Genomic DNA, 20,025 nt, shown 5'->3' on the forward strand with positions numbered 1-20,025 from the left:
CATGAACGATGGCGCCATGAATCAGGGAAACCTGCATGTCCTTGCAGCCCTCGCTATTTCGCGGGATTGCGTGATATGCGTCCGTCTATGAGGGGAGACAAAGACGGCAATTTGGCACTGGGGATAGCGTTCGGGTTCATGGGCGCGCTCTCGGTGTTCGTTTGGGTGAATGGCTTCACTAGCCTTGGCTATTGTCGACCTGACGAAATCGGAGGGGCCTGTTTGAGAGAATGGTTTGGGGCTCTGAGTGGCTGGGCTGCATTTGTCGGCGCGGCCGTTGCGCTGCCATATCTTGCCGCTCAAGCCCGTGAGGCGCAGAAACAAACAGCCTTCACTGTTGGTGACGCAGAACCCGAATTTGTCATAACGAGAGACCGCCATGCTCGCCGCGCAACGTTGACGGTTACCAACTGGAGCCGCAGCTTGATTATGGTCGATGCAGTCACAGCAACGCACGACGGCCGCGTTGCTGTCTATGACATATCGGACGCAGACAACCCTTCGGTACCGTCTTGGCAGCAACAGCGTGCATGGGGAGAACAAGGCGCATTCCGTGTTTACGGATGGCTCGATCATGCCACCGCCCCGTCGCAGCGTCGCTTGAAGCTGCTGTTTTCGATTGACGGAAAGTTTTCCGACGACTTGAACCTCATTGCATCGAGGATGGAATTCATTATTTCGTACCGCATTGTCGGGCAACGACATCGGCGAGAAACTGCTAAAGTCACGACCCTTGAAATCGCTGACGAATAGGTTGCTTGTCACGCCGCCCTCGCCATCTTGAACCGCCGACAAACGTCGACGGCCATCGCTACGAAGGCAGAGCCGAGTATTCTCAGTCGAAAAACGCCTCCACCACATTGCGCTTGCCGAGCATGAAGGCGTCGGCGACGTGCTGCAGGGGCGCGAGATCGACGTCGGAGGTGCCGGCGCGCACGATCTCGGCAAAGCGCTTGTAGAGCATCGGGTATTCGGCTTCCGGCTCCTCGTGAACGACGCGGCCATCGATGGTAAGCTTTGAGCCGCCGCCAGAAAGCACCATCGATCCGGCCTCGGTATCGGCCAGGATGTCCCAGCTTTGCGGGCCGGTCTGACGCCAGTCGAGTTCCATCGTTACCGGCAGACCGTTCGAAGTGCGGAAAGCGATATGGGCGGCGATCGGGGCCGCGCGGTTCTCGGGGAAATCGAGTTCTGCCGACCTGATGAACATCGGCGGCAGGATGTGGGTAGCGATCGACAGCGCGTTGATGCCGGGATCGAACACGCCAAAGCCGCCGGGAGCCCAGATCCATTCCTGATTCGGATGCCAGCGGCGCACGTCTTCTTTCCAATTGATGGCGGCCGACCTGATCGTTGTCGATCCAAGGAATGCGCGCGCAGCTTCGACAGCCGGCGCATAGCGCGAGTGCCAGCTGGCGAACAGGCAGACGCCGTTCGCTGCCGCCAGCGCCTTCAGGTCTTCGACTTCGCTGACCGTGGCGCCGGGCGGCTTTTCCAGGAAGACATGCTTTTTCGCCGTGAGCGCCAAGCGCGCGGCGTCGTAACGAAACTGCGGCGGCATGCACAGCGACACCGCCTCGAGCTCCGGCACCGCGTCGAGCATCGCCTCGATCGTCGGGAAGTTCGGGATGTCCTCGACTTTGCCATGGCGGCTGGCTGCAGCAACCAGGCGATAATCTTGGTCCTTCGCCAGCGCCGGCAGATGCTGGTCACGGACGATCTTCCCCACGCCGACGATGCCGAGCTTGATGGGATTAGAGGACATGGGAGCTCCGCAGGTTGAGTGTGCTTGGTTTTGCCAGAGGTCGCTTCTTAGCAGAGAACTTGTGCCGGGCAAGTCGCCGGGCTTTGTCGCCGGCCCGTGAGATCGACCGCGATTCAGATCTCTTCAGATCGGCACATCGAACGTCACGATCGACACTTCGCCTTCGAGCGCGCCCTGATAGGCGGACAGATGCGGCTCCTCGTCCGGCACGCCGTCCATGTCGCCGATCTGATCGAGCTCTGCCTCGGCATAACCTTCGGCGGCAAGCGATTCGAGAGCGCGGCGCACTGCCGAATCGTCGTCCGGCGCGACCAACATCACATGCACGCCTTCCGGCTTGCCGCCTTTGCGCTTCCACACCCGCCCGGTAATAATGGTGACCGGGCGCTCCTCATTGTCATTCACGGGTTCGTACCTCCGGGCGAGGGGTTTTGGGCTGTTCATGCCGCCTTTTCGCACGAAGCACGGCCTGGAAACAGCGGCAAGCCGGTCACTTTCTGCCTTCCTCTTGAAAAACGGCGCAAGAAAATTACATGCGCTTTTCGCATGGCTGCCAAGCCTCGGGTTCAGCGCAATATTTGCCGCCCCGGGGTTGACGGACAGTGGCCATACGAGTAGAAGCCGCCCAGTCAGAACCGATGTGAGGCTCTTGCTTCCGAAGCGACACGCTTTGGAGTTTGCCTCAAACAGGGTTCGTTTTACGAGCGAAAAGACATTTCCGGCGTGCACGAAGCGGCTTCCGCTTCCTCTGCCATTTGTTCGGGCAAGACCGCGAGGCGCGGTTTGTGGCCCGAATTTGCGTATGGAAGTGACGCTTTGAGCGGCCCTGACCGGGCGAGATACGGAATTGAGAGACAAGAGGGTTTAATGCCTACCGTCAACCAGCTGATCCGCAAGCCGCGCATTGCGCCGGTGAAGCGCAACAAGGTCCCGGCCATGCAGCAGAACCCGCAGAAGCGGGGCGTCTGCACGCGCGTCTACACCACGACGCCGAAGAAGCCGAACTCGGCGCTGCGCAAGGTGGCCAAGATCCGCCTGACCAATGGTTTTGAAGTGATCGGTTACATCCCCGGCGAAGGCCACAACCTTCAGGAGCACTCGGTGGTGATGATCCGCGGCGGTCGCGTCAAGGATCTTCCGGGCGTCCGTTACCACATCATCCGCGGCGTGCTCGACACGCAAGGCGTGAAGAACCGCAAGCAGCGCCGTTCGAAATACGGCGCCAAGCGTCCGAAGTGACCGAAGCGTAGCCGAGGTCGTTCCGGGCGGCGTCAAGCGACGATCCGGGATCCAGGCCACCGCGTAGAATTGAGGCAGAGAAAAAATGTCCCGTCGTCACAGTGCAGAAAAGCGTGAGATCAATCCGGACCCCAAGTTCGGCGATCTGATCGTCACCAAGTTCATGAACGCCGTCATGTATGACGGCAAGAAGTCGGTTGCCGAGACCATCGTCTACGGCGCGCTCGACCAGGTTCAGTCCAAGACCAAGCAGGAGCCGGTCACCGTCTTCCATCAGGCGCTCGACAATGTCGCGCCGCATGTGGAAGTGCGTTCGCGCCGCGTCGGCGGCGCCACCTACCAGGTTCCAGTCGACGTGCGCCCCGAGCGCCGTCAGGCATTGGCCATCCGCTGGTTGATCGCCGCCGCCCGCAACCGCAACGAGACCACTATGGTCGACCGCCTCTCCGGCGAGCTGATGGACGCGGCCAACAACCGCGGCACCGCCGTCAAGAAGCGTGAAGACACCCACAAGATGGCAGAAGCCAACCGCGCTTTCGCGCACTACCGCTGGTAAAGCGCGAACGAGACTGAAGAGGCACCTCCCATGGCCCGCGAATATAAAATCGAAGACTACCGCAATTTCGGTATCATGGCGCACATCGACGCCGGCAAGACGACGACCACCGAGCGCGTCCTCTATTACACGGGCAAGTCGCACAAGATCGGCGAAGTCCACGACGGCGCTGCCACCATGGATTGGATGGAGCAGGAGCAGGAGCGCGGCATCACCATCACGTCGGCCGCGACCACGACCTTCTGGAAGGGTCGCGACGGCAAGATGCACCGCTTCAACATCATCGACACCCCCGGCCACGTCGACTTCACCATTGAAGTCGAGCGTTCGCTGCGCGTGCTCGACGGCGCCATTGCGCTGCTCGATGCCAATGCCGGTGTCGAGCCGCAGACGGAGACCGTCTGGCGCCAGGCCGACAAGTATCGCGTGCCGCGCATGATCTTCTGCAACAAGATGGACAAGATCGGCGCCGACTTCTACCGCTCGGTCGAGATGATCGGATCGCGCCTCGGTGCGCATGCCGTCGTCATGCAGCTGCCGATCGGCGCCGAGACCGAGTTCAAGGGTGTCGTCGACCTCGTCGAGATGAACGCGCTGGTCTGGCGCGACGAGACGCTGGGCGCTGCCTGGGACATCGTCGAGATCCCTGCCGACCTCAAGGCTCGTGCCGAAGAATACCGCGAGAAGATGATCGAGGCCGCCGTCGAAATGGACGAGACGGCGCTCGAGAATTACCTCGAAGGCAAGATGCCGAGCAACGACGAGATCCGTGCGCTCATCCGCAAGGGCACGATCGCGGTGAAGTTCTATCCGATGTTCTGCGGCTCGGCCTTCAAGAACAAGGGCGTGCAGCCGCTGCTCGACGCCGTCGTCGAATATCTGCCGTCGCCGGCCGATGTCCCGGCCATCAAGGGCGTCGACGCCAAGACCGACGCCGAGATCGAGCGTCATGCCGACGACAACGAGCCGCTGTCGATGCTTGCCTTCAAGATCATGAACGACCCGTTCGTCGGTTCGCTCACCTTTGCCCGCATCTATTCGGGCAAGCTCACCAAGGGCATCTCGGTCGACAACACCGTGAAGGGCAAGAAAGAGCGCATCGGCCGCATGCTGCAGATGCATGCGAATTCGCGCGCCGACGTCGAAGAGGCGTTTGCCGGCGACATCGTCGCCCTCGCTGGCCTCAAGGACACCACCACCGGCGACACGCTCAGTGATCCGCTGCATCCGGTCATCCTCGAGCGCATGGAATTCCCCGATCCGGTCATCCAGATCGCCATCGAGCCGAAGACCAAGAACGACCAGGAGAAGATGGGTCTCGCCCTTCACCGCCTGGCCGCCGAGGATCCGTCCTTCCGCGTCAAGACTGACGAGGAATCGGGCCAGACGATCATTTCCGGCATGGGCGAGCTTCACCTCGACATCATCGTCGACCGCATGCGCCGCGAGTTCAAGGTCGAGGCCAATGTCGGCGCGCCGCAGGTGGCCTACCGCGAGACGATCACCCGCAAGCACGAGCAGGACTACACGCACAAGAAGCAGACCGGCGGTACCGGCCAGTTCGCCCGCGTCAAGATCCTGTTCGAGCCGAATCCGGAAAGCAGCGAATTCGAGTTCGAAACCAAGATCGTCGGCGGCGCTGTGCCGAAGGAATACATCCCCGGTGTCGAAAAGGGCATCAACAGCGTCATGACCTCGGGCCCGTTCGCCGGCTTCCCGATGATCGGCGTCAAGGCGACGCTGATCGATGGCGCCTACCACGACGTGGACTCGTCGGTTCTGGCCTTCGAAATCGCCGGCCGCGCCTGCTTCCGTGAAGCAGCCCCCAAGCTTGGCGTGCAGTTGCTCGAGCCGATCATGAAGGTCGAAGTGGTGACGCCGGAAGATTATGTCGGCAGCGTAATCGGCGACCTGAACGGCCGTCGCGGCCAGATCCAGGGCCAGGAAGCCCGTGGCGTAGCTGTGGTCATCAACGCGATGGTGCCGCTCGCCAACATGTTCAAATACGTGGACAACCTTCGCTCGATGAGCCAGGGCCGCGCGGCCTACACGATGCAGTTCGACCACTACGAGCCGGTCCCGACCGCGGTCGCCCAGGAAGTCCAGAAGAAATACGCGTAACTCGAAACGAGTTGCATCAGTAACTTAATTCAAGGCCCGCACGGGCTGGCAGGAATGGAGAGATCACATGGCAAAAGGTAAATTCGAGCGCACTAAGCCTCATGTGAACATCGGCACGATTGGTCACGTCGACCATGGCAAGACGTCGCTGACGGCGGCGATCACCAAGTATTTTGGCGAATACAAGCGCTACGACCAGATCGACGCGGCGCCCGAAGAGAAGGCGCGCGGCATCACCATTTCGACGGCGCACGTCGAATACGAGACCGCCAACCGCCACTATGCCCATGTCGACTGCCCCGGCCACGCCGACTATGTCAAGAACATGATCACCGGTGCTGCGCAGATGGACGGCGCGATCCTGGTGGTGTCGGCCGCCGACGGCCCGATGCCGCAGACGCGCGAGCACATCCTTTTGGCCCGCCAGGTCGGCGTGCCCTCGATCGTGGTGTTCTTGAACAAGGTCGACCAGGTCGACGACGCCGAGCTGCTCGAGCTGGTCGAGCTCGAGGTGCGCGAGCTTTTGACCAAGAACGAGTTCCCCGGCGACGACATTCCGATCGTCAAGGGTTCGGCGCTTGCCGCCCTTGAAGATAGCGACAAGAAGATCGGCGAGGACGCCATCCGCGAACTGATGGCTGCGGTCGATGCCTACATCCCGACGCCGGTTCGTCCGCTCGACAAGCCGTTCCTGATGCCGATCGAGGACGTGTTCTCGATCTCGGGCCGTGGCACGGTGGTGACCGGCCGCGTCGAGCGCGGCGTCGTCAAGGTCGGCGAGGAGCTGGAGATCGTCGGCATCCGTCCGACCACCAAGACGACCTGCACGGGCGTCGAGATGTTCCGCAAGCTGCTCGACCAGGGCCAGGCCGGCGACAACATCGGCGCGCTGCTGCGCGGTGTCGACCGTGAAGGCGTCGAGCGCGGTCAGGTCCTGGCCAAGCCCGGCACCGTCAAGCCGCACAAGAAGTTCGTTGCCGAAGCCTACATCCTGACCAAGGACGAGGGCGGCCGCCACACGCCGTTCTTCACCAACTACCGTCCGCAGTTCTATTTCCGCACGACGGACGTGACCGGCATCGTGTCGCTGCCGGAAGGCACCGAGATGGTGATGCCGGGCGACAACATCACCGTCGATGTCGAGCTGATCGTGCCGATCGCCATGGAAGAGAAGCTGCGCTTCGCCATCCGTGAAGGCGGCCGCACCGTCGGTGCCGGCATCGTCGTCACCATCACAGAGTAATTTGGACTTAAACCGATCTGTCGCGGGCGCTGCCCGCGCCGCGCCAGAACAAGGAAGTGACGCATGAACGGACAGAATATCCGCATCCGCCTGAAGGCGTTTGATCACCGGGTGCTCGACGCCTCGACACGGGAAATCGTGTCGACCGCCAAGCGCACCGGCGCCAACGTCCGCGGCCCCATTCCGCTGCCGACGCGGATCGAAAAGTTCACGGTCAACCGGTCGCCTCACGTCGACAAGAAGAGCCGCGAGCAGTTCGAGATGCGCACGCACAAGCGTCTGCTCGACATCGTCGACCCGACCCCGCAGACGGTCGATGCTTTGATGAAGCTCGACCTGGCCGCCGGTGTCGACGTCGAGATCAAGCTCTAAGGAACCAGAGGTCAGCGGGGCGACCCGGAACTCTGAAGGAACAAGAGGCGTGGAGGGGCGACAGCCCCGACAGGGAACTCTAAAGGAATTGAACCGATGCGTTCAGGTGTGATTGCAAAGAAGGTGGGAATGACCCGCATCTACAACGATGCCGGGGAACATGTTCCCGTCACTGTTCTCCAGATGGAGAACTGCCAGGTCGTGGCGCAGCGCACGCAGGAGAAGAACGGCTATACCGCCGTCCAGCTCGGCGTTGGCCTTGCCAAGGTGAAGAACACGTCGAAGGCGATGCGCGGCCATTTCGCGACCGCTTCCGTCGAGCCCAAGGCCAAGGTTGCCGAGTTTCGCGTCTCTGCCGACAACATGATCGATGTTGGCGCCGAGATCACCGTCGAGCACTTCGTCGTCGGCCAGAAGGTCGATGTGACGGGCACCACGATCGGCAAGGGCTTCCAGGGCGTCATCAAGCGGCACCACATGGGGGGCGGCCGCGCAACGCACGGCAACTCGGTGTCGCACCGTACACACGGCTCGACCGGCCAGCGCCAGGATCCGGGCAAGGTGTTCAAGGGCAAGCATATGGCCGGCCACATGGGCGACACCCGCGTCACCACGCAGAATGTCGAGGTCGTCTCGACCGACGCCGATCGCGGCCTGATCCTGATCCGCGGTGCGGTCCCGGGTTCGAAGGGTGCATGGATCCTGGTCCGCGACGCGGCCAAGGTGGCGCTTCCGGCCAATGCGCCGAAGCCCGCCGCGATCCGCGCCCTTGCGACTGACGGTGCCGCCACGAACGAGGCCCCGGCCACAGAGGGAGCGGAATAATGGACCTCAAGATTACAACGCTTGGCGGCAAGGACGCCGGCAAGCTGAAGCTCTCCGAAGAGATTTTCGGCCTCGATCCGCGTGAGGACATCCTGCAGCGCGTCGTGCGCTGGCAGCTTGCCAAGAAGCAGCAGGGCACGCACAAGGCCAAGGGTCGCGCGGAAATCGCCCGCACCGGCGCCAAGATGTACAAGCAGAAGGGTACGGGCCGCGCCCGTCACCATTCGGCTCGCGCTCCGCAGTTCCGCGGCGGTGGCAAGGCCCATGGCCCGGTCGTGCGCAGCCACGAGCACGATCTGCCTAAGAAGGTGCGTGCGCTCGGCCTGAAGCATGCGCTTTCGGCCAAGGCCAAGAGCGCGTCGATCATCATCATCGACGAGCTGAAGCTGACCGAGGCCAAGACCAAGGCGCTGATCGCGAATTTCGCGACGCTGGGCCTGAGCAACGCCCTGGTGATTGGCGGCGCCGAGCTTGACAAGAACTTCAAGCTGGCAGCGACCAACATCCCGAACATCGACGTGCTGCCCATCCAGGGCATCAACGTCTACGACATTCTGCGCCGCGGCACGCTGGTCCTTTCCAAGGCCGCCGTCGAGGCTCTCGAGGAGCGCTTCAAATGACCGACCTTCGTCATTACGACGTGATCGTCTCGCCGGCGATCACCGAAAAGTCGACCATGGCTTCCGAGCAGAACCAGGTCGTCTTCAACGTCGCCAAGAAGGCGTCGAAGCCGGAAATCAAGGCCGCCGTCGAAGCGCTGTTCGGCGTCAAGGTGATGGCCGTGAACACGCTTGTCCGCAAGGGCAAGATCAAGCGCTTCCGCGGCACGATCGGCCGCCAGAGCGACGTCAAGAAGGCGGTTGTGACGCTGGCCGAAGGCCAGTCGATCGACGTCGCGACGGGTCTCTGAGCAAGGTCGCGAGGACAGAACAATGGCACTGAAAAAATTCAACCCGGTAACGCCGAGCACCCGTCAGCTGGTCATCGTCGATCGGTCGGGCCTCTACAAGGGCAAGCCCGTCAAGGGCCTGACCGAAGGCCTGACCAAGTCGGGCGGCCGCAACAATTACGGCCGCATCACAGCCCGCTTCATCGGCGGCGGTCACAAGCGCACCTACCGCATCATCGACTTCAAGCGCCGCAAGTTCGACGTCGTCGGCACGGTCGAGCGCATCGAGTACGATCCGAACCGCACCGCCTTCATCGCGCTGATCAAGTATGACGATGGCGAGCTGTCCTACATCATCGCCCCGCAGCGTCTGGCTCCCGGCGACAAGATCGTGGCCGGTGAATCGGTCGACGTGAAGCCGGGCAACGCGATGCCGCTGGCCTCGATGCCGGTCGGCACGATCGTCCACAATATCGAGCTGAAGCCCGGCAAGGGCGCTCAGGTCGCCCGTTCGGCCGGCGGTTATGGCCAGCTCGTCGGCCGCGACCAGGGCATGGCGATCCTGCGCCTCAATTCGGGCGAGCAGCGTGTCGTCCACGGCTCCTGCATGGCCACTGTCGGCGCCGTGTCTAACCCGGACCACGGCAACATCAATGACGGCAAGGCAGGCCGCACCGTGTGGCGCGGCAAACGTCCGCACAATCGCGGCGTGACCATGAACCCGGTCGACCATCCACATGGCGGCGGCGAAGGCCGCACCTCGGGTGGCCGCCATCCGGTTTCGCCCTGGGGCAAGCCGACCAAGGGCAAGAAGACGCGGTCCAACAAGGCGACCGACAAGTTCATCCTGCGCTCGCGCCATCAGCGCAAGAGCTAAGAAGAGGTAACGCCAAGTGACTCGTTCGATTTGGAAAGGCCCCTTCATCGACGGCTACCTTCTGAAGAAGGTGGACAAGGTTCGTGAAGGTGGTCGCAATGAGGTGATCAAGATGTGGAGCCGCCGCTCCACCATCCTGCCGCAGTTCGTCGGCTTCACCTTCGGTGTCTACAACGGCCAGAAGCACGTTCCCGTCTCGGTGAACGAGGACATGGTCGGTCACAAGTTCGGTGAATTCGCTCCGACCCGGACCTATTACGGTCACGGCGCGGATAAGAAGGCGAAGAGGAAATAATCATGGGCAAGGCCAAAGCTCCGCGCAGGCTTGCTGACAACGAAGCGCGCGCCGTGTTGCGCACGATCCGTATCAGCCCGCAGAAGCTGAACCTGGTTGCCGCGCTGATCCGCGGCAAGAAGGTCGCGACAGCGCTTTCCGACCTCGAATTCTCGGCCAAGCGGATTTCCGGCACGGTCAAGAAGACGCTGGAATCGGCGATCGCCAACGCGGAAAACAACCACGACCTCGACGTCGATGCGCTGATCGTGGCGGAAGCCTATGTCGGCAAGTCGATCGTCATGAAGCGGTTCCATGCCCGTGGCCGTGGGCGCGCCAGCCGTATCGAGAAGCCGTTCTCGCACCTCACGATCGTCGTTCGTGAAGTCGAAGAAAAAGGGGAGGCCGCATAATGGGCCAGAAAGTCAATCCGATCGGTCTGCGTCTCGGCATCAACCGCACCTGGGATTCGCGCTGGTTCGCGAACACCGGCGAGTACGGCAAGCTGCTGCACGAGGACATCAAGATCCGCAAATATCTTGAGAAGGAACTCAAGCAGGCTGCGATCTCGAAAGTCGTGATCGAGCGTCCGCACAAGAAGTGCCGCGTCACCATCCATGCGGCGCGTCCGGGCCTGATCATCGGCAAGAAGGGCGCCGACATCGAGAAGCTTCGCAAGAAGCTAATGGAGATGACCAAGTCCGAGACGCATCTGAACATCGTCGAAGTGCGCAAGCCGGAGATCGACGCGACCTTGGTCGCCCAGTCGATCGCCCAGCAGCTCGAGCGCCGCATCGCGTTCCGCCGCGCCATGAAGCGTGCCGTGCAGTCGGCGATGCGCCTCGGTGCCGAAGGCATCCGCATCAACTGCGCCGGCCGTCTCGGCGGCGCCGAGATCGCGCGCATGGAATGGTATCGCGAAGGCCGCGTGCCGCTGCATACGCTGCGTGCCGACGTCGACTACGGCACGGCCGAGGCGAATACGGCCTACGGCATCTGCGGCGTCAAGGTCTGGGTGTTCAAGGGCGAAATCCTCGAGCACGACCCGATGGCTTCGGAGCGCCGCGCCACCGAGGGCGATCATGCGCATGGCGGTGGTGGTGAGCGCGAACGCGGTCGCCGTCGCGAAAACGCGTAAGACATTTAGGAATTTGGAGTTAGAACGATGCTGCAGCCAAAGCGCACAAAGTTCCGCAAGCAGTTCAAGGGCCGCATCCACGGTACCGCCAAGGGCGGCACCAACCTGGATTTCGGTGGTTTCGGGCTGAAGGCGCTTGAGCCGAACCGCGTCACCGCGCGTGAGATCGAGGCGGCCCGCCGCGCGATCACCCGCGAGATGAAGCGTGCCGGCCGCGTGTGGATCCGTATCTTCCCGGACGTGCCGGTGACGTCGAAGCCGACCGAAGTCCGTATGGGTAAGGGCAAGGGCGCGGTCGACTACTGGGCGGCACGCGTCAAGCCGGGCCGCATCATGTTCGAGATCGACGGCGTCAACGAGGAAACCGCCCGTGAGGCGCTGCGTCTCGGCGCGGCCAAGCTCTCGGTCAGGACGCGCTTCGTACAGCGCATCGCAGAATAAGGACGGGCTGATCATGAAAGCCGAAGACATCCGGACCAAGACCCAGGACCAGCTGACCGACGACCTGGCCAGCCTGAAGAAGGAGCAGTTCAACCTGCGCTTTCAGAAGGCCACCGGCCAGCTTGAGAAGACCGCGCGCGTGAGGCAGGTCCGCAAGGACATTGCGCGTATCAAGACCATCGCTGCGGAAAAGTCCGCGGCCAAGAAGGCTTAAGGACGAAAACCATGCCAAAGCGCATTCTGCAGGGCACCGTCGTCAGCGACAAGAACGAGAAGACGGTTGTCGTCAAGGTCGAACGGCGCTTCACGCATCCCGTGATGAAGAAGACCGTGCGCATGACCAAGAAGTACAAGGCGCACGACGAGAACAACGCCCACAAGGTCGGCGATCAGGTGTTCATCCAGGAATCGAAGCCGATTTCCAAGGACAAGCGCTGGGTCGTGGTGTCTTCGGACCAGGCCTGATCAGGGCCAACGAAACGAATTTTGGACAGACCGGGGAGGGGTGAGAAACCCGTCCCGTTAGAAAAGAAGAAGGCGGCCAGTCATGATTCAGATGCAAACAAACCTCGACGTCGCGGATAATTCCGGCGCCCGTCGTGTCATGTGCATCAAGGTGCTGGGCGGCTCGAAGCGGAAATACGCTTCCGTGGGCGACATCATCGTGGTGTCGATCAAGGAAGCCATCCCGCGCGGCCGCGTCAAGAAGGGCGATGTGATGAAGGCGGTCGTGGTTCGCACGGCCAAGGACATCCGCCGCCCGGACGGCAGCGTGATCCGTTTCGACAAGAACGCAGCCGTTCTCGTCGACAACAAGAAAGAGCCGATCGGCACGCGTATCTTCGGACCGGTTCCGCGCGAACTCCGCGCCAAGAACCACATGAAGATCATCTCGCTCGCGCCTGAAGTGCTGTAAGGAGCCGGACCAATGCAGAAGATTAGAAAAGGCGACAAGGTCGTCGTGCTGGCCGGCAAGGACAAGGGTCGTTCGGGCGAAGTCCTCTCGGTACAGCCGAAGGACGACACCGCGCTGGTGCGCGGCGTCAACCTGATCCGTCGTCACCAGAAGCAGTCCCAGTCCCAAGAGGGCGGGATCATCACCAAGGAAGCGCCGATCCAGCTGTCGAACATCGCGCTGGCCGACCCCAAGGATGGCAAGCCGACCCGGGTCGGCTTCATCTTCCAGAAGGACGGCAAGAAGGTGCGCGTCGCCAAGCGCTCGGGAGAAGTCATCAATGGCTAAGGCTCAAACCAAGCAGGCAACTGCCCAGAACACGCCGCGCCTCAAGCAGGTCTACAACGAGACCATCCGCAAGGCGCTGCAGGAGCAGTTCGGCTACGAGAACGAGATGCAGGTTCCGCGCATCGACAAGATCGTGCTGAACATGGGCGTCGGCGAGGCGACCGGCGATTCGAAGAAGCCTTCGATCGCGGCGGAAGACCTTGCGATGATCGCCGGCCAGAAGGCCGTCGTCACCCGCGCCCGCAACTCGATCGCCGGCTTCAAGGTCCGCGAGAAGATGCCGATCGGCGCCAAGGTCACGCTGCGCAAGGAACGCATGTACGAGTTCCTCGACCGCCTCGTGAACATCGCACTGCCGCGCGTCCGCGACTTCCGCGGACTTAATCCGAAGAGCTTCGATGGCCGTGGCAACTATGCCATGGGCATCAAGGAACACATCGTGTTTCCGGAGATCAACTACGACAAGGTTGATCAGATCTGGGGCATGGACGTCATCGTTTGTACGACTGCGAAGACGGACGACGAAGCCAGGGCATTGCTCAAGGCCTTCAACTTCCCCTTCCGCCAGTAACGGCAGCGAGAAAAGGAAAAATCTGAAATGGCAAAGACCAGCTCAGTCGAGAAGAACAACAGGCGCCGCAAGCTTGCGGACCAGTTCGCTGCCAAGCGCGAGGTGCTCAAGGCGATCATCATGGATCAGTCCAAGCCGATGGAAGAGCGCTTCCGCGCCCAGCTGAAGCTTTCGGCGCTGCCGCGCAACTCGGCCAAGACCCGCATCCGCAACCGCTGCGAAGTCACCGGACGTCCGCGTGCCTATTATCGCAAGCTCAAAGTATCGCGTATCGCGCTTCGTGATCTCGGCAATAACGGCCAGATCCCGGGCCTGGTCAAGTCGAGCTGGTAAGGAGGACATAACATGTCATTGAGCGATCCTCTCGGCGATATGCTGACCCGCATCCGCAACGCATATGGCCGCAAGAAGTCGAGCGTTTCGACGCCGGCCTCGCGCCTGCGTACCCGCGTCCTCGACGTGCTGAAGGCGGAAGGCTATATCCGCGACTACAGCCAGACCGACTTCGACAACGGCAAGTCCGAAATCGAGATCGAGCTGAAGTATTTCGATGGTGCGCCGGTGGTGCGCGAAATCGCTCGGGTCTCGAAGCCCGGCCGCCGCGTCTACGTTTCGGCCAAGTCGATACCGCACGTCGCCAACGGCCTCGGCATCGCCATCCTTTCGACGCCGAAGGGCGTGATGGCCGACCACGAAGCGCGTGAACAGAATGTCGGCGGGGAAATCCTCTGCCAGATCTTCTGATCTGGTATGTGACCCGGTTGGAAACAGGTTTTCGGGATCTAGTCCCGAAAGCCGAGACCTGAAACAAGAGAAGTGACGAGGACAACAAAATGTCTCGTATTGGAAAGAAACCCGTTTCGCTGCCGCAGGGCGTGACCGCGACCGTCAACGGCCAGACCGTGACGGCGAAGGGTCCGAAGGGCGAGCTGAAGTTCGTGGTGAACGACGAAGTGCTGGTCAAGATGGAAGGCAGCGAGATCGCTGTCCAGCCGCGCGACCAGACCAAGACTGCCCGTTCCAAGTGGGGCATGTCACGCACGCAGATCGTCAACATCCTGCAGGGCGTCAAGGACGGCTTCGAAAAGAAGCTCGAGATCACCGGCGTCGGCTATCGTGCCGCCATGCAGGGCAAGAACCTGCAGCTGGCGCTCGGCTTCAGCCATGACGTCGTCTACGAGACGCCGCAGGGCGTGACGATTTCGGTGCCGAAGCCGACGGAAATCACGGTGACCGGCATCGATAAGCAGCAGGTCGGCCAGGTTGCCGCCGAGATCCGCGAGTATCGCAGCCCCGAGCCCTACAAGGGCAAGGGTGTCCGCTATGCCGGCGAGAAGATCGTCCGCAAGGAAGGCAAGAAGAAGTAATTTTAACGCCGCGGGGAGCGGTCGCGGGAGGCTCGTCCTACCGCATATGGTTGCCCCCGTTTTTTTGAAGGCAAGGAACTGATATCATGGGCTCGAAAGAATCCACCCAACGCCGCGCCCAGCGCGTCCGCCGCCAGATCAAGAAGGTTGCCGGCGATCGTCCGCGCTTGTCGGTCCATCGCACGTCGAAGAACATCTATGTCCAGGTGATCGACGACGCCAAGGGCCACACCATCGCGGCTGCTTCGACGCTCGAGAAGGAGCTCAAGGGCTCGCTCAAGACCGGCGCCGACACGGCGGCCGCCGCTGCCATCGGCAAGCTGATCGCCGAGCGTGCCTCGAAGGCCGGCGTCAAGGAAGTCGTCTTCGACCGCGGCGCCTACATCTACCACGGCCGTGTCAAGGCGCTTGCCGAGGCTGCCCGTGAAGGTGGTCTGAGCTTCTAAAAACGAAATTCGCCCCCGGCGACCCACAGAGGCGCCGGATATCATCATCAACCGTGCTTCCGGAAAAAAACAAGGAACAGGATATGGCACAGGAACGTAGGGATGGCGGCCGCGGCCGTGATCGCGAAGAGCGCGACGACGGCATGGTCGACAAGCTCGTCCACATCAACCGTGTCGCCAAAGTCGTCAAGGGCGGCCGGCGCTTCGGCTTTGCGGCACTTGTTGTCGTCGGCGACCAGAAGGGCCGCGTCGGCTTCGGCCACGGCAAGGCGCGCGAGGTGCCGGAGGCGATCCGCAAGGCGACCGAATCGGCCAAGCGCGACATGATCTTCGTGCCGCTGCGCTCAGGCCGCACGCTGCACCACGACGTCGAGGGACGCTGGGGTGCGGGACGCGTTCTGCTGCGCGCCGCCAAGCAAGGTACCGGCATCATCGCCGGCGGCCCGATGCGCGCCGTTTTCGAAACGCTCGGCATGCATGACGTGGTCGCCAAGTCGATGGGTTCTTCGAACCCCTACAACATGGTTCGTGCCACGTTCGACGCGCTGAAGAGCCAGATGCATCCGAAGGATGTGGCTGCCGCGCGCGGCATCAAGTATTCGACCCTTCAGGCCCGCCGCGGCACCGCCGTTGCGGCTGAAGAATAGTCGACGCTGACCAGGGATTTGACCATGGCCAAGAAAGCAACCAAGACCATCACCGTCGAGCAGATCGGTTCGCCGATCCGCCGGCCGAAGGAGCAGCGCGCAACGCTGGTCGGCCTCGGCCTCAACAAGATGCACAAGCAGCGCACGCTGGAGGATACGCCCTCGGTGCGCGGCATGATCGCTGCCGTCCAGCATCTCGTCCGCGTCGTGGACGAGGGCTGAACCAGAGCGCAGGAGAACCCAGATGAAACTCAATGATCTGCGTGACAAGGACGGCGCGACGCACTCCAAGAAGCGTCTCGGCCGTGGCATCGGCTCCGGTTCGGGCAAGACCGCCGGTCGCGGCGTCAAGGGCCAGAAGGCGCGCTCCGGCGTCGCCGTCAACGGCTTCGAGGGTGGCCAGATGCCGCTCTACCGCCGCCTGCCGAAGCGCGGCTTCAACAATATCTTCGCCAAGAACTTCACCGTCGTGTCGCTGGCCCGCATCCAGGCGGCGCTCGATGCCAAGAAGCTCGACGCCAAGACAGTTGTAACGGCCGAGGCGCTGGTTGCGGCTGGCGTCATCCGTCGCGTCAAGGACGGCGTGCGCATCCTTTCAGACGGCGACATCAAGGCCAAGCTTGCCTTCGACGTGGCCGGAGCCTCCAAGGCCGCGATCGAGAAGATCGAAAAGGCCGGCGGCTCGGTGAAGCTGCCTGAGAAGGCAGCCGCCGAGTAACGGCAATTTGAAGCACGGCCGGCAAAGGTGGAATTCGGTTTTGCCTGCGGTTGTGCTTTGATCCGACAGATGTGACGGCCGCATCAACGCGGCCGCTTGCATGTTTGCAGTCCGGAGCTTATCTCGTGAGTTTCGGTGACACGCGCCGCCTGAGCTGCGGGCATCGAGCGTGACCAAGCGGAGAATCAGGCATGGCTTCGGCTGCTGAACAACTAGCCTCGAATCTGAATTTCTCGGCCTTCGCCAAGGCCGAGGATCTGAAGAAGCGCATCTGGTTCACCATCGGCGCGCTGCTCGTCTACCGTCTTGGCACCTATATCCCGCTGCCCGGCATCAATCCGGACGCCTTTGCCCACGCCTTCTCGTCGCAGAGCAAGGGCGTGCTTGGCATGTTCAATATGTTTGCAGGCGGTGCCGTGCAGCGCATGGCGATCTTTGCCCTCGGCATCATGCCCTATATCTCCGCCTCCATCATCATGCAGCTGATGACCTCGGTCATTCCGTCGCTGGAAGCGCTGAAGAAGGAAGGCGAGCAGGGCCGCAAGATTATCAACCAGTATACGCGCTACGGGACCGTGCTTCTGGCGCTGGTCCAGGCCTACGGCATTTCGGTCGGGCTCGAGGGCGGAAACGGCATCGTCAACGATCCCGGCATCTTTTTCCGCATCTCGACCGTCGTCACGCTGGTCGGCGGCACCATGTTCCTGATGTGGCTCGGCGAGCAGATCACCGCCCGCGGCATCGGCAACGGCATTTCGCTGATCATCTTCTCCGGCATTGTCGCCGGCCTGCCGCGCGCCATCTCCGGTACCTTGGAGCTAGGCCGCACCGGAGCGCTGTCGACCGGCCTGATCCTGGCGATCATCGTGCTCGCCATTATCGTTATCGGCCTGATCGTCTTTTTCGAGCGCGCCCAGCGCCGCCTGCTGATTCAGTACCCCAAGCGCCAGGTCGGCAATCGCATGTTCCAGGGCGATACCTCGCATCTGCCGCTGAAGCTCAACACATCCGGCGTCATTCCGCCGATCTTCGCTTCGTCGCTATTGCTGCTGCCGGCGACCGTCGCCGGTTTCTCGCAGACGACGAACATGCCCGCTTGGGCCAGCACCATCCTGGCATCGCTCGGTCATGGCCAGCCGCTCTACATGGCCTTCTACGCGGCGATGATCGTGTTCTTCGCCTTCTTCTACACGGCGATCGTCTTCAACCCGAAGGACACCGCGGACCAATTGAAGAAGCATTCGGGCTTCATCCCGGGCTATCGCCCGGGCGAGCGCACCGCGGACTATATTGACTATGTGCTCACCCGCATCACCGTCGTCGGCGCCATCTATCTGGTGCTGGTGTGTCTGCTGCCCGAGTTCCTGATTTCAGCGACTGGCGTACCGTTCTACCTTGGTGGCACTTCGCTCCTGATCGTGGTCAGTGTAACGCTCGATACGGTGGCGCAGATTCAGGGTCACCTGATCGCGCACCAGTATGAGGGCCTGATCAAGAAGTCGAAGCTGCGCGGGGGGAAAAAGGCCAGATGAGGTTGATATTGCTTGGACCGCCGGGGGCGGGCAAGGGGACACAAGCACTGAGACTGGTAGAACGACACGGCATCCCACAGCTTTCCACGGGGGACATGCTGCGTGCTGCTGTCCAGGCCGGCACCGAAGTCGGCAAGCGCGCCAAAGCGGTGATGGACGCTGGCGAACTGGTGTCCGACGCTATCGTCAACGCCATCGTAGCAGAGCGCATCGATCAAGCTGATTGCGCAAACGGCTTCATCCTTGACGGGTATCCCCGAACTCTGGTGCAAGCGGACGCCGTTGAGGAAATGCTGTCGGATCGCGGACTGGAGCTAGACGCGGTCATCGAATTTGTCGTCGACGACAAGGCGCTGGTTGGCCGAATCGTCAAGCGAGCCGAAGAAGCCAAGGCCGCAGGCCTGCCGGTGCGCAAAGACGACAGTCCAGCGGTGTTCGAAGAACGCTTGAGGGAATATTACAAGAAAACCTCGCCGCTGATCGGCTACTACTACGCCAAGGGTAAACTCAGGGGCGTCGATGGCATGGCCGACATCGATGCGGTGACGCAGCAGATCGAGGCGGTGCTCAGGGCGACGACCCGGCGGGTTGGCCAGGCGGCCGGCTAGAGAATCGAACGATTGCGCTTGACTGGAGCGGTCCGCTGGGGTATGGCGGCCCGTCTTCCTATCAGGCATGAGGCTTGCTTGTCCGCAAGGGCAAGGCAGGCCGCTTTGAACTGGAAACTCCCGCAAGGGCCGGCCTCCACCGGACGCGGGGCAACTTGAAGCGCCGGCTCGCCCGGCCTATATGGAGAAGAGAAGAACATGGCTCGTATAGCCGGCGTCAACATTCCGACCAACAAGCGCGTTGTCATTGCGCTTCAATACATTCACGGCATTGGCAAGAAGTTCGCCCAGGAGATCGTCGACAAGGTCGGCATCCCGGCCGAGCGCCGCGTCAACCAACTGACCGACGCGGAAGTGCTGCAGATCCGCGAGACCATCGACCGCGACTACCAGGTCGAGGGCGACCTGCGCCGCGAAGTGTCGATGAACATCAAGCGGCTCATGGACCTCGGCTGCTACCGCGGCCTGCGTCACCGTCGCTCGCTGCCGGTTCGTGGCCAGCGCACGCACACCAATGCGCGCACCCGTAAGGGCCCGGCCAAGTCGATTGCCGGAAAGAAGAAGTAATTTAGGGCAGTAAGGGGGTAGGGCAGTAGGCAATAGGGACGGCAGACATACTGCCCTACTGCCATATTCCCCCACTGCCTTCTCCCTGGTGGAGCCGCTGGCATTACGGCGGTGTAGAGATCAACTGAAAGGACTATCATGGCCAAGGAAGCCGCTCGTGTTCGCCGTCGCGAACGCAAGAATATCTCGTCGGGCGTTGCCCACGTCAATTCGACCTTCAACAACACGATGATCACCATCACCGACGCACAGGGCAATTCGATTGCCTGGTCGTCGGCCGGAGCCCAGGGCTTCAAGGGATCGCGCAAGTCGACCCCTTTCGCTGCCCAGATGGCTGCCGAAGATGTTGCCAAGAAGGCTCAGGAACACGGCATGCGCATGCTCGAGGTCGAGGTCTGTGGACCCGGCTCCGGTCGTGAATCGGCGTTGCGCGCACTGCAGGCAGCAGGGTTCACCATCACCTCGATCCGTGATGTGACGCCGATCCCGCACAACGGCTGCCGTCCGCGCAAGAAGCGCCGCGTCTAAAGAATTTACCGAACGCCGCGCGAGCGCCTCAAGGGCGCTCCTCCACGGCATTCCAGGT

Annotated in this window: 32 protein-coding genes; 30 read left to right on the forward strand and 2 right to left on the reverse strand. The window is 61.9% G+C overall.

Annotation, left to right across the window (positions count from 1 at the left end; translation table 11 throughout):
* Positions 1 to 138: 138 nt before the first annotated feature.
* Entirely contained in the window at positions 139 to 753 is a 615-nt protein-coding gene (locus tag NKH30_RS26885; RefSeq protein ID WP_352997530.1) for a hypothetical protein, read from the forward strand.
* Positions 754 to 835: 82 nt separating this feature from the next.
* Here the strand turns inward: NKH30_RS26885 and NKH30_RS26890 are convergent, their stop codons facing one another.
* Positions 836 to 1,765: a Gfo/Idh/MocA family protein gene (locus NKH30_RS26890; RefSeq protein WP_352997531.1), complete on the reverse strand. Its 930-nt coding sequence runs from the start codon at positions 1,763 to 1,765 to the stop codon at positions 836 to 838.
* 123 nt (positions 1,766 to 1,888) lie between these two features.
* Positions 1,889 to 2,170, reverse strand: a complete 282-nt coding sequence (locus NKH30_RS26895) for a transcriptional regulator (RefSeq protein ID WP_023680447.1) — start codon at positions 2,168 to 2,170, stop codon at positions 1,889 to 1,891.
* 462 nt (positions 2,171 to 2,632) lie between these two features.
* On the opposite strand from NKH30_RS26895, the gene rpsL reads away from it, so the two are divergent.
* The 29 genes from rpsL (at position 2,633) to rpsK (ending at position 19,967) form a co-directional block, all read left to right on the forward strand.
* Positions 2,633 to 3,004 (forward strand): 30S ribosomal protein S12, encoded by a 372-nt coding sequence (gene rpsL / locus NKH30_RS26900; protein ID WP_006333356.1) that lies wholly within the window; start codon positions 2,633 to 2,635, stop codon positions 3,002 to 3,004.
* Between the two features lie 85 nt (positions 3,005 to 3,089).
* Positions 3,090 to 3,560, forward strand: coding sequence for a 30S ribosomal protein S7 (rpsG, locus tag NKH30_RS26905; RefSeq protein ID WP_008875664.1), 471 nt, complete (start codon positions 3,090 to 3,092; stop codon positions 3,558 to 3,560).
* A gap of 30 nt (positions 3,561 to 3,590) precedes the next feature.
* Entirely contained in the window at positions 3,591 to 5,681 is a 2,091-nt protein-coding gene (gene fusA / locus NKH30_RS26910; protein WP_023680448.1) for an elongation factor G, read from the forward strand.
* A 67-nt stretch (positions 5,682 to 5,748) separates the two neighbouring features.
* Positions 5,749 to 6,924 (forward strand): elongation factor Tu, encoded by a 1,176-nt coding sequence (tuf, locus tag NKH30_RS26915; protein ID WP_352614181.1) that lies wholly within the window; start codon positions 5,749 to 5,751, stop codon positions 6,922 to 6,924.
* A gap of 63 nt (positions 6,925 to 6,987) precedes the next feature.
* Positions 6,988 to 7,296 (forward strand): 30S ribosomal protein S10, encoded by a 309-nt coding sequence (gene rpsJ, locus NKH30_RS26920; RefSeq protein WP_006205468.1) that lies wholly within the window; start codon positions 6,988 to 6,990, stop codon positions 7,294 to 7,296.
* Positions 7,297 to 7,392: 96 nt separating this feature from the next.
* A complete protein-coding gene (rplC, locus tag NKH30_RS26925; RefSeq protein ID WP_352451050.1) occupies positions 7,393 to 8,121 on the forward strand; it encodes a 50S ribosomal protein L3 in 729 nt (242 codons plus the stop codon).
* Positions 8,121 to 8,741 carry a 50S ribosomal protein L4 gene (rplD, locus tag NKH30_RS26930; protein WP_023675140.1) on the forward strand — a complete coding sequence of 207 codons (621 nt, stop codon included), beginning with the start codon at positions 8,121 to 8,123 and terminating at the stop codon, positions 8,739 to 8,741. The genes rplC and rplD overlap by 1 nt, the downstream gene beginning before the upstream one ends.
* Positions 8,738 to 9,031, forward strand: coding sequence for a 50S ribosomal protein L23 (locus NKH30_RS26935; RefSeq protein WP_023675139.1), 294 nt, complete (start codon positions 8,738 to 8,740; stop codon positions 9,029 to 9,031). Before rplD ends, NKH30_RS26935 begins: the two co-directional genes overlap by 4 nt.
* A gap of 22 nt (positions 9,032 to 9,053) precedes the next feature.
* A complete protein-coding gene (gene rplB / locus NKH30_RS26940) occupies positions 9,054 to 9,887 on the forward strand; it encodes a 50S ribosomal protein L2 (RefSeq protein WP_023675138.1) in 834 nt (277 codons plus the stop codon).
* A 16-nt stretch (positions 9,888 to 9,903) separates the two neighbouring features.
* A complete protein-coding gene (rpsS, locus tag NKH30_RS26945; RefSeq protein WP_006205463.1) occupies positions 9,904 to 10,182 on the forward strand; it encodes a 30S ribosomal protein S19 in 279 nt (92 codons plus the stop codon).
* A 2-nt stretch (positions 10,183 to 10,184) separates the two neighbouring features.
* The gene (rplV, locus tag NKH30_RS26950) at positions 10,185 to 10,574 is read left to right on the forward strand and encodes a 50S ribosomal protein L22 (RefSeq protein ID WP_006205462.1); all 390 of its coding nucleotides are present in this window, start codon (positions 10,185 to 10,187) and stop codon (positions 10,572 to 10,574) included.
* Positions 10,574 to 11,299 (forward strand): 30S ribosomal protein S3, encoded by a 726-nt coding sequence (rpsC, locus tag NKH30_RS26955; protein WP_023675137.1) that lies wholly within the window; start codon positions 10,574 to 10,576, stop codon positions 11,297 to 11,299. The genes rplV and rpsC overlap by 1 nt, the downstream gene beginning before the upstream one ends.
* Positions 11,300 to 11,326: 27 nt before the next feature.
* On the forward strand, positions 11,327 to 11,740 hold the full coding sequence (rplP, locus tag NKH30_RS26960) for a 50S ribosomal protein L16 (RefSeq protein WP_006205460.1): 414 nt from the start codon (positions 11,327 to 11,329) through the stop codon (positions 11,738 to 11,740).
* A 13-nt stretch (positions 11,741 to 11,753) separates the two neighbouring features.
* Positions 11,754 to 11,954, forward strand: coding sequence for a 50S ribosomal protein L29 (gene rpmC, locus NKH30_RS26965; protein ID WP_006205459.1), 201 nt, complete (start codon positions 11,754 to 11,756; stop codon positions 11,952 to 11,954).
* Positions 11,955 to 11,965: 11 nt separating this feature from the next.
* Entirely contained in the window at positions 11,966 to 12,205 is a 240-nt protein-coding gene (gene rpsQ, locus NKH30_RS26970; protein ID WP_023675136.1) for a 30S ribosomal protein S17, read from the forward strand.
* Between the two features lie 82 nt (positions 12,206 to 12,287).
* On the forward strand, positions 12,288 to 12,656 hold the full coding sequence (gene rplN / locus NKH30_RS26975) for a 50S ribosomal protein L14 (protein WP_006205457.1): 369 nt from the start codon (positions 12,288 to 12,290) through the stop codon (positions 12,654 to 12,656).
* A gap of 12 nt (positions 12,657 to 12,668) precedes the next feature.
* Complete coding sequence (gene rplX / locus NKH30_RS26980) at positions 12,669 to 12,983, forward strand: 50S ribosomal protein L24 (protein ID WP_254817150.1); 315 nt, start codon at positions 12,669 to 12,671, stop codon at positions 12,981 to 12,983.
* On the forward strand, positions 12,976 to 13,554 hold the full coding sequence (rplE, locus tag NKH30_RS26985) for a 50S ribosomal protein L5 (RefSeq protein ID WP_008875670.1): 579 nt from the start codon (positions 12,976 to 12,978) through the stop codon (positions 13,552 to 13,554). Before rplX ends, rplE begins: the two co-directional genes overlap by 8 nt.
* Before the next feature lie 27 nt (positions 13,555 to 13,581).
* A complete protein-coding gene (gene rpsN / locus NKH30_RS26990) occupies positions 13,582 to 13,887 on the forward strand; it encodes a 30S ribosomal protein S14 (protein WP_352451046.1) in 306 nt (101 codons plus the stop codon).
* 12 nt (positions 13,888 to 13,899) lie between these two features.
* A complete protein-coding gene (rpsH, locus tag NKH30_RS26995) occupies positions 13,900 to 14,298 on the forward strand; it encodes a 30S ribosomal protein S8 (protein WP_006205453.1) in 399 nt (132 codons plus the stop codon).
* An 89-nt stretch (positions 14,299 to 14,387) separates the two neighbouring features.
* Positions 14,388 to 14,921 (forward strand): 50S ribosomal protein L6, encoded by a 534-nt coding sequence (gene rplF, locus NKH30_RS27000; RefSeq protein ID WP_023675133.1) that lies wholly within the window; start codon positions 14,388 to 14,390, stop codon positions 14,919 to 14,921.
* A gap of 86 nt (positions 14,922 to 15,007) precedes the next feature.
* The gene (gene rplR / locus NKH30_RS27005) at positions 15,008 to 15,367 is read left to right on the forward strand and encodes a 50S ribosomal protein L18 (RefSeq protein ID WP_023675132.1); all 360 of its coding nucleotides are present in this window, start codon (positions 15,008 to 15,010) and stop codon (positions 15,365 to 15,367) included.
* An 83-nt stretch (positions 15,368 to 15,450) separates the two neighbouring features.
* Positions 15,451 to 16,014 (forward strand): 30S ribosomal protein S5, encoded by a 564-nt coding sequence (rpsE, locus tag NKH30_RS27010; RefSeq protein ID WP_006333394.1) that lies wholly within the window; start codon positions 15,451 to 15,453, stop codon positions 16,012 to 16,014.
* Between the two features lie 24 nt (positions 16,015 to 16,038).
* Complete coding sequence (rpmD, locus tag NKH30_RS27015; protein WP_006205449.1) at positions 16,039 to 16,236, forward strand: 50S ribosomal protein L30; 198 nt, start codon at positions 16,039 to 16,041, stop codon at positions 16,234 to 16,236.
* Positions 16,237 to 16,258: 22 nt separating this feature from the next.
* Positions 16,259 to 16,732: a 50S ribosomal protein L15 gene (rplO, locus tag NKH30_RS27020; RefSeq protein WP_352997532.1), complete on the forward strand. Its 474-nt coding sequence runs from the start codon at positions 16,259 to 16,261 to the stop codon at positions 16,730 to 16,732.
* Between the two features lie 191 nt (positions 16,733 to 16,923).
* Positions 16,924 to 18,264 carry a preprotein translocase subunit SecY gene (secY, locus tag NKH30_RS27025; protein WP_352471807.1) on the forward strand — a complete coding sequence of 447 codons (1,341 nt, stop codon included), beginning with the start codon at positions 16,924 to 16,926 and terminating at the stop codon, positions 18,262 to 18,264.
* Positions 18,261 to 18,872 carry an adenylate kinase gene (locus tag NKH30_RS27030; protein WP_352471809.1) on the forward strand — a complete coding sequence of 204 codons (612 nt, stop codon included), beginning with the start codon at positions 18,261 to 18,263 and terminating at the stop codon, positions 18,870 to 18,872. Before secY ends, NKH30_RS27030 begins: the two co-directional genes overlap by 4 nt.
* A 198-nt stretch (positions 18,873 to 19,070) precedes the next feature.
* Entirely contained in the window at positions 19,071 to 19,439 is a 369-nt protein-coding gene (rpsM, locus tag NKH30_RS27035; RefSeq protein ID WP_006205445.1) for a 30S ribosomal protein S13, read from the forward strand.
* A gap of 138 nt (positions 19,440 to 19,577) precedes the next feature.
* On the forward strand, positions 19,578 to 19,967 hold the full coding sequence (gene rpsK / locus NKH30_RS27040) for a 30S ribosomal protein S11 (RefSeq protein WP_006205444.1): 390 nt from the start codon (positions 19,578 to 19,580) through the stop codon (positions 19,965 to 19,967).
* The last annotated feature ends 58 nt before the right edge of the window (positions 19,968 to 20,025 follow it).

It is taken from the genome of Mesorhizobium sp. M1273 (assembly GCF_040318195.1).
Classification (GTDB): domain Bacteria; phylum Pseudomonadota; class Alphaproteobacteria; order Rhizobiales; family Rhizobiaceae; genus Mesorhizobium.